Source organism: Fretibacterium fastidiosum, assembly GCF_000210715.1.
GTDB lineage: Bacteria > Synergistota > Synergistia > Synergistales > Aminobacteriaceae > Fretibacterium > Fretibacterium fastidiosum.
The window spans coordinates 659,148-669,135 of the sequence record NC_021038.1 but is presented as its reverse complement, the minus strand read 5'-3'; the positions used below and the strand labels follow the sequence as shown (position 1 = coordinate 669,135).

The window sequence follows — 9,988 nt, the reverse complement described above, 5'->3', positions numbered from 1 at the left end:
CGTCCTTCGCCCGTATGTCCGCACCGGCATCGAGCAACAGCTTGAGGACCTCCGGATTCGTGTTGTCCCGCGCTGCCCACGTCAGAGCCGTCCTGCCGAACTCGTTCTTTGCGTTAATATCCGTTCCGGCATGAAGCGCATTTTGAACTTGCTGCACCGAACCGCCTTTACAAAGACAGGCAAAATGCTCTGATTCCTTTGTAATGGCTCTTACTGGTGAGGTTGTTTGAAAGGTTCCTTCGTCTTTGTCCGCCTTATTTGTTTTACCTGATATCGTTGAGATTATTTTGTCCGCCAGACATAAAAAGTCATCTTTTTTATATCTGATTTGCGGAAAGTATTTGTGCCAGATTTCCTGCAGCCTATCTGTAAGGGCTTTCGGGTTTCTTTCTTGACACGAAAGACTATAGACATCGTTAAGCAGCGGCGAGTTATAAACATCCTCGAACAACGTATATCGTCCCTCGGTCCATTCGGTAAAACATTGCGCCAGATTGTCTAAATCAGAGTAGATATCGTCTACGTTACAAAAACCACCCCGCCATTCCGCATTCGCATCCACTCTGTATGAGTCGATGACGAAACAGGACAGCGGATATTTTGAAAAGCCACTCAGATCTTTATAGTATTGTATAGCCGCTTTGGCTTTTGCCTCGCTTGAATATATCCCCAGGGTTTTGAGCTCCTCATGCTCGTTCTCGTCACCATACTCATAGATGTGGTATAACAGATATACAATAGACAAATGGGCTCCTCCTTATCCAAACAATAACAGCCAGTGAAGGACATTCTAAGCCTTCCTCCAAAAGATAGAGGACAAGACGGCGGCTGCTGTTCAGGCCGCCCTGATCCGTCTGCTCGAGGGGGTGGAGTGCCGCAGCCTGACGACAGACAACGGAAAGGAGTTTGCGCGACACAAGGAAGTATCCGCTGCCTTGGGGGTCCCTGTGTACTTCGCCCATCCCCACAGCCCCTGGGAGCGTGGTACGAATGAAAACACGAACGGACTCATTTGCGAGTATTTGCCCAAGGGAATCGACTTCCGAGAGGTTCGGAACGACGATGTTCTGCGGATTGTAGAACAGCTGAACAACCGTCCCAGAAAGTGTCTCGGCTTTCGTACCCCTAATGAGGCCTTTTTCAATTTACCTGTTGCTTTTGGCTTGACAATCTAGCATCTTTATCTCCCCATCGCTCTCCTACCATGCTCGGCCAGCACAGCCACAACTTTATCGGAAACCGATGGATTTAAACTTGACGTTAGAAATTAAATTTCAACTATATCGTTTAAAAGCATCTTGGCTTTCTTGTAAGATGGATTTACTTTCAATATGGACTGAAGGATCTCCTTCGCTTTAGCAGTATTGCCATTACGTTTTAGTTGCTCTGCAAAGATATACGCAGTTTTGTTGTTTCTAGAATTTGCGTCAAAGGCTAATTCAATATACTTGAGAGCCATATTAATCGATCCAAGTTTTTGATAGCAAAGCGATATTTTCTCTAATGTTTTGAAGTGCTTGTCTAGCATAAGCGATTTCTGAAACAATTTAAGCGCTTCGCTGACATTTTTACATTCAAGCAGTGTGCAAGCTGCCAAATAATAACTATAAGCGCGGTCCATACCATTATCATTCATATATTTTTACCTGAAGACGAAAAACTTCAATGTATTAAGTAATTATGAGGCCTGTGATTTTGCAATAAGCCGTTATACTTAAAACTCGCAATGTGAAAAACTCCCAGGATTTGATGAAGAGGGGCGGGCGCTTCAGCGCCCGCCCCTCTCGATTTTCGTCCTACTTCAGCTTCAGCAGGCGCTCCGGTATGTGGCAGTAGCCACCCGGATTCTTGTCCAGGTACTTCTGATGGAATTCCTCCGCCCGCGAGAAGTTGTCGATGGGCAGCACCTCCACCGCGAGCGCCTTCCCCTCCTTCTCCTCAACTGCGGCGCAGGCCTCGCGGATGGCCTCCTGTTGCGCGGGGTCCGTGTAGTAGATTCCCGTCCGGTACTGCCGGCCGTAGTCCCCTCCCTGATGGTCCCTGGAGAAGGGATCGATCGCCATGAAGTAGTGCTCCAGAAGGCGCCGCAGCGGGAGCTTCGCCTCGTCATAGAGGACTTTCACCGTCTCCGCGTGCCCCGTATTCTCCCTGCAGACCTGCTGGTAGGTTGGCTCCACGCCGTTTCCGTTGGCGTAACCCACCTCCGTCTCCACCACCCCGTCGAACTGGTCCAGGAACTTCTGCATCCCCCAGAAGCAGCCGCCCGCCAGGTAGACGATCCGGACGTCCTTCCCGTGTCCCGCAGCCTCCTCCGCCGCTGTCTCCGCCGGCCACAGCTCCCGCTTCAGGCGGCCCAGCCCCGCGGCCTCCATCCCGTCAAAGGGGATGAAGCGAAGCGCCGCGGAGTTGATGCAGAACCTCTTTCCGCCCCGCTCCGCCGGGCCGTCCTCGAAGACGTGCCCGAGGTGGGAGTCCGCGCCCGCGCTCCGAACCTCGACGCGCGTCATCCCGTGGGACGAGTCGCCCCGCAGGGACACCGCCTCCGGCGCGATGCTCTTGGAAAAGGCGGGCCAGCCGCACCCGGAGTCGAACTTGTCCTTGGAGGAGAACAGGGGCTTCCCGCTCACGACGTCCACGTAGACGCCCTTCTCGAAGAAATGGTCGTACTCCCCGCTGAAGGCCATCTCCGTCGCGGAGTTCTGGGTGACGTTCCAGGCCAGGTCCCCGATCCGCTGCCTCAGCTCCTCCTTGCTCTCTCCATTCGTCCTGCTCTCCACGGATTCCATCTCCCCGTTTCCTCGCTGCTTTTCAGGCGCTCCGTTCGCTCCCCGCACGGCCAGGACGGCAACGCAGGACAGACAGAACAGGAACAACGCAAAACCCTTACGACTCAACAGAACACAACACCTCCAAAAAACTGTTTGAAACGCCCTGAGTCGGCCGGACCGGACGGCCCACCGGCTCAGGGAATTCCCACGTAGGCCACGACGACGTCGCCGGCGTACTGCGGCGCCAGGTCAAGGCAGGGCTTCACCCGATGGAAGGTGACGGTCTTGTGCGCGCACACCGCCGCGCCCAGGACCTCTCCCGTGTCGGCGTCAACGCCCGACGGGACATCCACGGACACGATGTGGAGGGCGTACCGGTTCATCGCCTCGATGGCACGCCGAGGAAGGCCCTCCACGGGGCGGTTCAGGCCGATGCCGAACATCGCGTCAATGCAGGTTTCGCAGCCCTTCAGGGCGTACTCGAAGTCCTTGAAGCTCTCGTCCGTCAGCGCGTAGATCGACTCCGGGGACATCCTTCTCATGATCTCCAGGTTCGTCCTGAAGTCCGCGGACCCGCCCTCGGGGTCGCCGACCAGGTAGACGCGGACGTCGCGCCCCAGAAGGCACAGGTGCCGCGCCACGGCCAGGCCATCGCCTCCGTTGCCCCCCGGCGCGCAGACCACAGCGAACGCGCTGTAGTCCTCCACCTCGTGCACCACCGCCAGGGCGGCGTTCTCCATCAGGAGGAGGCTGGGAATGCCGAACTTCTTGACGGCGCGCTCCTCCATCCGGCGCATCTTCTCGCGCCCGACCGTCTCCGGAGAGCTCACGCCGCGGTAGACCACCTCACGGATCAAACTCTCGCCCGCCAGCTCCTCCACTCCAAAACCCTCTACGATCATCGTGTCATTTCTCCCATCTCAGGGGGCCAGGCCGCCGGGCCCCGCCCCTGCGCCGCATCCACCGTACAAACCCATGCGCCGCGCCTCGTGGGGCCTATTATATCAAAAGGGGTCGGGCAGACCCCGACCCCTCCTCAATTTAGGCGTTCCTGCGGACGAGCCTCTAGTCCTTTGCCACGAGGTCCTTCAGGTAGTCCATGTCCGCCAAGTACGGCAGGGTGATGTGCTCCCCCGTGCGCTTTTTGTTGAACTCGGCCGACGTCTCGAGCGCCGCCTCGTTCCGGGCCCAGGCCCGACGCGCCACGCCGCCCATGACGTCCCAGCTCATCGCGCTTCGGATGACGTCGTCCACGCGGAAGGAGCCGTCCAGCACCAGGCCGAAGCCGCCGTTGATCGCCCGGCCGATGCCCACGCCGCCGCCGTTGTGCAGCGCCACGAGGCTCATGCCGCGCGCCGCGTTGCCCGCAAAGCACTGCACCGCCATGTCCGCCATGACGTTGCTGCCGTCCTTGATGTTGGCCGTCTCCCGGAAGGGCGAGTCCGTCCCCGACACGTCGTGGTGGTCGCGGCCCAGCATCACCGGCCCGATCTCCCCGTTGCGCACCATCTCGTTGAACTTCAGCGCGATGCGCACGCGCCCCTCCGCATCCTGATACAGGATGCGGCATTGGGTCCCCACCACGAGAGCGTTCTTCTCCGCGTCCCGGATCCAGACCCAGTTGTCCTTGTCCTGCTGACGGCGCTCCGGGTCGATGCAGTCCATGGCCGCTCGATCCGTCCTCCGCAGGTCCTCCGGGTCGCGGGACAGACAGCACCAGCGGAAGGGTCCGTAGCCGTAGTCGAACAGCATGGGCCCCATGATGTCCTCCACGTAGCTCGGGAAGATGAAGCCGTCGTAGGTGTCCTTGCCGTTCTTCGCGATCTCGGTGACGCCCGCGTCGAACACCGTGCGCAGGAAGGCGTTGCCGTAGTCGAAGAAGTACGTTCCGCGGTCCACCAGCGTCTTGATCAAATGGAAATGGCGCTTCAGCGTCTCGTCCACCAGCGTGCGGTACCGCGCCGGGTCCTCCTTCAGGAGGCGCGTGCGCTCCTCGAACGTGATGCCCGCCGGGCAGTAGCCCCCGTCGTAGGCCGCGTGGCAGCTGGTCTGATCGGAGAGCAGGTCGATGCCGATGCCCTGGTCCACGGCGTACTGAAGCAGGTCCACCACGTTGCCGTGGAAGGCGATGGAGTGGACATCGTCCTTCTTCATCTGCTCCCGGGCCCGGTCAAAGGCCTCCTTCGGCGTCCGGCAGACCTCCTGCACCCAGCCCTGATCGTGGCGCGTCCGGATGCGGGACTCGTCCACCTCCGCCGTGATGGAGACGCAGCCCGCGATGTCCGCGGCCTTGGGCTGTGCGCCGCTCATGCCGCCCAGGCCCGACGTGACGAAGAGCCGCCCCTTCAGCACGTCCGGCTTGTTGCCGAACTTCTTTCGCCCGGCGTTGAGCACCGTGTTGAACGTGCCGTGCACGATGCCCTGAGGGCCGATGTACATCCAGCCGCCCGCGGTCATCTGGCCGTAGTTCGCCACGCCGAGCTGCATGGCGCGGTGCCACTCCTCCTGATTGTCGAAGAGCCCCACCATCAGGGCGTTGGTGACGACTACCCGCGGCGCCTCCGGCCTGGAGCGGAAGAGCCCCAGGGGGTGCCCCGACTCCACCACCAGCGTCTGGTCCTGGGTCAGGTTTTCCAGGTACCTTTTGATGAGGAGGTACTGCATCCAGTTCTGACACACCTGCCCCGTCTCGCCGTAGGTGACCAGCTCGTAGGGGTAGAGCGCCACGTCGAAGTCCAGGTTGTTGTCGATCATCACCTGGAAGGCGCGCCCCTCCGCAGAGCGCCCCCGGTACTCGCCGATGGGTTTGCCCCACAGTTTGCCCTCGGGGCGGAAGCGGTAGCCGTAGATGCGGCCCCGGGTGCGCAGCTCCTCCAGAAACTCCGGCGCAAGCTCCCGATGAAAGCGCTCCGGGATGTAGCGCAGCGCGTTGGCCAGGGCCAGCACCGTCTCCTTCTCGTTCAGGGTGTACCCCCGGTCCGGCGCGCGGCGGTACTGCGGGTCGAACTTCGGGAGCGCAGGAAGCCCGTCGGGAAAGTCCAGCGACAACGTTACCCTCTCGTCCACAGCCATACAAAAGCATCTCCTCTCGATTGGATCGGGTCGGTTGAACGGCAGCCCAGCGACCCGAAAGATCACTTTAGCTTATTAACAAAGCGCTTTCAAGGGTTCAGGCGTTTTTACCGGTTTTTATAACTATAGCATGTCATATAAAAAACGGACATGCGAAAGCGCCAAAATACGTCAAACGCATGACGTTTCAAATCTTGATGGGCTTAATACGATATGTTATGCTTTGCGGAAGAAGGGAGATGACGCAATGAAGCTGTCAACCACGACCCGATACGGACTGAGAGCGCTGACGGACCTCTGCGTTCAGCAGCAGGACGCGCCGGTTTCCGTCAGCGATATCGCGCGGCGTCAAAGCATCCCGGTAAACTACCTCGAACAGCTCTTCGCAAAGCTGCGCCGCAGCAACATCCTGAAGAGCGTTCGAGGGGCTCAGGGCGGCTATCTCCTTGCACGTCCGGCGAAGGAGATCACGCTGTCGGAGGTCATCGCCGCGCTGGGCGAGGAGATCCTCTTCGGCTCCTGTCAGAGCGAAAAGGGCTGTGCGAACGCCGCCACCTGCTCGACCTTCGACCTGTGGAACAGGCTGCGTATCTCCATCGACGGCATTCTGGACGGCACGACCCTGGAGGACCTCGCCAAAAAGGACAGGACGCTCCGGGCAAGAAAGACGGTGGACCCGCTGCGGCGCGCCGCCGTGGCGCGCGCGTTGAAGCATCAGGAGATCCGCCCATAGGCGCGCGGGACGGGAGTGGTCCCGCCCCTTGCAGCGGGTGGAGACGGTCGAAAAACCAGGATGGACTGCGGGGCGCACCAGTGGACCTGCGGAAGGGAGGCTCTGCGCTATGAAGAGCGTTTACATGGATCACGCGGCGACGACGCCCACGGACCCCCAGGTCCTGGAGGCGATGACGCCCTATTTCACGGAAGTCTACGGCAACCCGTCCTCCGTCTACTCCCTCTCCCGTGGGAGCCGGGCAGCCATCGAAAAGGCCAGGGAACAGGTGGCGGCCGCGCTCTCCGCGGACCCGTCGGAGGTCTACTTCACCGCCAGCGGCACCGAGGCGGACAACTGGGCCTTGAAGGGCACGATGGAGCGGATGCGCGCCCAGGGCAAGGACCACCTGATCACGACCCAAATCGAACACCACGCCGTCCTCCACACGGCGGCCTACCTGGAGAAGGTGGAGGGCCTCACGGTCACCTACCTGCCCGTGGACCCCGATGGGCGGGTGAGCGCCTCGGACCTGAAGGACGCCCTGACGGACCGGACGGGACTGGTTTCCGTGATGTTCGCCAACAACGAGGTGGGGACCATCCAGCCCATCGGGGAGATCGGCGCCCTGTGCCGCGAGCGCGGCATCCCGTTCCACACGGACGCCGTGCAGGCGGCGGCCCAGCTGGACATCGACGTCCGGGCGCTGAACATCGACATGCTCTCCCTGTCCGCGCACAAGATGTACGGCCCTAAGGGGACGGGGGCCTTTTACCTGAGAAAGGGCCTGCGCCTGGAGAACTTCATGCACGGCGGCGCCCAGGAGCACGGGCGGCGCGCCAGCACGGAGAACACCGCGGGCATCGTGGGGCTGGGGGCGGCCATTCTCCTCATGAAGTCCCGGCTCTCTCAGGACAGGCCCCGCATCGTCTCCCTGAGGGACCGACTGATCGACGGCGTCCTGACGAAGGTCCCCCACGCGAAGCTGAACGGCGCCCGGGGCGGGCTTCGCCTGCCCAACAACGCGAACTTCAGCTTCATCGGCGTCGAGGGCGAGACGCTCCTGCTGGACCTGGACGCGAAGGGCATCTACGCCTCCACGGGCAGCGCCTGTTCCTCCGAGTCCCTGGACCCGTCCCACGTGCTGCTGGCCCTGGGCCTGTCCCACGAGATGGCCCACGGCTCCCTGCGCCTGACGCTTGGGCGGGAGACGACGGACGAGGACATCGACTACGTGTTGGACGTGCTGCCGAAGATCGTGGCCCGGCGCCGCGAGATGTCCCCCCTGTGGGAGGACTACCTCAAGGGGGTCGGCGAGCCGTAGACCGAGGCGAGGGCGCCTCCCCGTCATGGGAAACTCAAGCCCCGTTTCGTTCCATGTCTTTAACGTTTGCCGGAAATTCTTTCGTTCCCGGAGAGAATGAGATACAATAAGAGCACCCTTTCTGGAGGGGATAGCATGGCACTGGATTACAGTCAGAAGGTGATGGATCACTTCACCAATCCGCGCAACGTGGGCGAGCTCAAGGACGCGGATGGGGTGGGTGAGGCGGGGAACCCCAGGTGCGGGGACATCATGAAGATCTACCTGAAGGTGAACGACCGGAACGTCATCGAGGACGTGAAGTTCAAGACGTTCGGGTGCGCGTCGGCCATCGCCTCGTCGAGCATGGCGACCGAGCTCATCAAGGGCAAGACCATCGACGAGGCCTGGGACATGACCAATCAGGCCGTAGCCGAGGCGCTTGACGGACTTCCACCCGTCAAGATGCACTGTTCGGTCCTGGCGGAGGAGGCCATTCACGCCGCGCTGAACGACTACCGAACGAAGCACGGAATGGCGGCCATTCCGATGGAAAAGCACGACGACTAGCCGCCTCGGGGGACCGCGGGCGCCGCTGACAAGGAGGTACCGGATGAAAAACATCTCGAGCGTCATCGTGGAGTACCTTGAGAGGACCATGCTGAACAAGGGGCTGGTGTTGTACGTGTCCGACGAGGGCAAGTACATGGCCATGGACGAGAGCTTCAACATCCGATTCAAGTTCGATCTCGAATTTTCGGACAGAGCCTTCGTCTGCCACACCCTGATCCACAACGAGGGGGAGCTACAGCTCTGCCATTCCGTCAACATCGCATGGACCAACGGCAAGGCCATTCGAGATTTCTTTCAATACCTTCAGGAGTTGTAGCATGTTTCGCGTCGCCTCCTTTGAGCGACACGAAAGCCCTACGCACAAGGCAGCGCCCGGCGTTAAGCCGGGCGCTGCCTTGTGCTTTCACAGGCGCCTCCTTGAACGAGAAGGCGTTTTTCCGGCGGCTACGCGCCCCGGTAGACCTCGCGGAACACGTCCACCGCCGTCTCGAGGATGCGGTCGTTGAAGTCGTACTCCGGCGTGTGCAGCGCGGGCCAGTTCGCGCCGTTTCCGACGTAGAAGATGGCGCCGGGACACCGCTTCGTGTAGTGGCCGAAGTCCTCCGACGCGCGCCAGGGGGCCTCCATCCAAACGACCGGACATCCCAGCCGCCCGGCCGCCGCCTCGACCCTGGCAACGCAGCCGGCGTCGCTCACCGTCGCCGGGAAGGGGTCCGAGACGTCGAATCCCACCTCCAGGCCCTCCGCCGCAGCCAGGGCGATGGCCCGACCCCGCACCTCCGCCTCGAAGGCCTCCATCTCCGCCTCGTCGTCAGCCCTCAGCGTCATGGACGCCGTGCCCTCGCCCGGCGAGATGCCGAAGTCCCGCCGGCCCACCGACAGGTTGACGACCGTGGCCAGCACCATCCCACGATGGGGGCGCGCCAACAGGGTTCTCACCTCCGTCACCAGGGCCGCCAGGGCGAAGGCCGGGTTGTTCCCCTTCTCCGGCTCGCTGGCGTGGGACCGACGGCCCGTCATGCGAACGGTGAGCCCCCTGGACGCGCACTGGCACAGGCCGTTCCGCAGGATGACGCTGCCCTCCGGATAGCCGCTCAGGTTGTGGAAGGCGTAGACCTCCGAGACGTGCCGCTCCGGCAGCAGGGCTGCCGCAGCGGCCCCTCCCTGTCCCGTCTCCTCCGCCTGCTGGAAGATCAGGTAGACGGACCGGGGGCACTCCATGGCCTCCAGCTCCAGGGCCAGGCCACAGAGGGCGGCGCTGTGCCCGTCGTGGCCGCACTTGTGCGAGACGCCCGGACTCTGCGACGCATGGGGGAGCGAGATGGTCTCCGGGATCGGCAGGGCGTCCATGTCCGCGCGGAAGGCGACGGCAGGCGTCCCCTCCCGGTATCGGGAGGCGTAGAACCACCCGCCGCAGTCCACCACCGCAAGCGTCGTGTTCGCCCCGATGAAGTCCATCAGGCGCCGCTTCGTCCAGCCCTCGTGCATCGAGAGCTCCGGGTGCGCGTGCAGCTCGTGGCGCAGCTCCACAATCTTCTTCAGGTTCTTCCCGTCCATTTC

11 protein-coding genes are annotated in these 9,988 nt (G+C 61.6%); 5 read left to right on the top strand and 6 right to left on the bottom strand.

The window, feature by feature from the left end; genetic code table 11:
* Nucleotides 1-745, bottom strand: a 745-nt coding sequence (locus SY1_RS02940) for an ankyrin repeat domain-containing protein (protein ID WP_208872653.1), incomplete at its 3' end; no start/stop codon positions are given.
* A 64-nt stretch (nucleotides 746-809) separates the two neighbouring features.
* On the opposite strand from SY1_RS02940, the gene SY1_RS12725 reads away from it, so the two are divergent.
* A complete protein-coding gene (locus SY1_RS12725; protein ID WP_279369740.1) occupies nucleotides 810-1,175 on the top strand; it encodes an IS30 family transposase in 366 nt (121 codons plus the stop codon).
* Nucleotides 1,176-1,267: 92 nt separating this feature from the next.
* On the opposite strand, the gene SY1_RS02930 is transcribed toward SY1_RS12725, so the two are convergent.
* From SY1_RS02930 to SY1_RS02915, 4 genes are all read right to left on the bottom strand, one after another.
* On the bottom strand, nucleotides 1,268-1,636 hold the full coding sequence (locus tag SY1_RS02930) for a tetratricopeptide repeat protein (protein ID WP_208872652.1): 369 nt from the start codon (nucleotides 1,634-1,636) through the stop codon (nucleotides 1,268-1,270).
* Nucleotides 1,637-1,796: 160 nt separating this feature from the next.
* Nucleotides 1,797-2,894, bottom strand: coding sequence for a peptide-methionine (R)-S-oxide reductase MsrB (gene msrB, locus SY1_RS02925; protein ID WP_208872651.1), 1,098 nt, complete (start codon nucleotides 2,892-2,894; stop codon nucleotides 1,797-1,799).
* A 68-nt stretch (nucleotides 2,895-2,962) separates the two neighbouring features.
* A complete protein-coding gene (locus SY1_RS02920) occupies nucleotides 2,963-3,670 on the bottom strand; it encodes an NAD(P)H-hydrate epimerase (RefSeq protein ID WP_015556128.1) in 708 nt (235 codons plus the stop codon).
* Nucleotides 3,671-3,833: 163 nt separating this feature from the next.
* A complete protein-coding gene (locus tag SY1_RS02915; protein WP_015556127.1) occupies nucleotides 3,834-5,840 on the bottom strand; it encodes a urocanate hydratase in 2,007 nt (668 codons plus the stop codon).
* A gap of 247 nt (nucleotides 5,841-6,087) precedes the next feature.
* On the opposite strand from SY1_RS02915, the gene SY1_RS02910 reads away from it, so the two are divergent.
* From SY1_RS02910 to SY1_RS02895, 4 genes are all read left to right on the top strand, one after another.
* Complete coding sequence (locus tag SY1_RS02910; RefSeq protein WP_015556126.1) at nucleotides 6,088-6,573, top strand: RrF2 family transcriptional regulator; 486 nt, start codon at nucleotides 6,088-6,090, stop codon at nucleotides 6,571-6,573.
* A 109-nt stretch (nucleotides 6,574-6,682) separates the two neighbouring features.
* Complete coding sequence (gene nifS / locus SY1_RS02905) at nucleotides 6,683-7,876, top strand: cysteine desulfurase NifS (RefSeq protein WP_015556125.1); 1,194 nt, start codon at nucleotides 6,683-6,685, stop codon at nucleotides 7,874-7,876.
* 135 nt (nucleotides 7,877-8,011) lie between these two features.
* Entirely contained in the window at nucleotides 8,012-8,425 is a 414-nt protein-coding gene (gene nifU / locus SY1_RS02900; protein WP_015556124.1) for a Fe-S cluster assembly scaffold protein NifU, read from the top strand.
* Between the two features lie 43 nt (nucleotides 8,426-8,468).
* Nucleotides 8,469-8,744, top strand: a complete 276-nt coding sequence (locus SY1_RS02895) for a hypothetical protein (protein ID WP_015556123.1) — start codon at nucleotides 8,469-8,471, stop codon at nucleotides 8,742-8,744.
* Nucleotides 8,745-8,872: 128 nt separating this feature from the next.
* Here SY1_RS02895 and SY1_RS02890 read toward each other — a convergent pair.
* The coding region (locus SY1_RS02890) for a M20 metallopeptidase family protein (protein WP_208872650.1) at nucleotides 8,873-9,988 on the bottom strand (1,116 nt) is incomplete at its 5' end.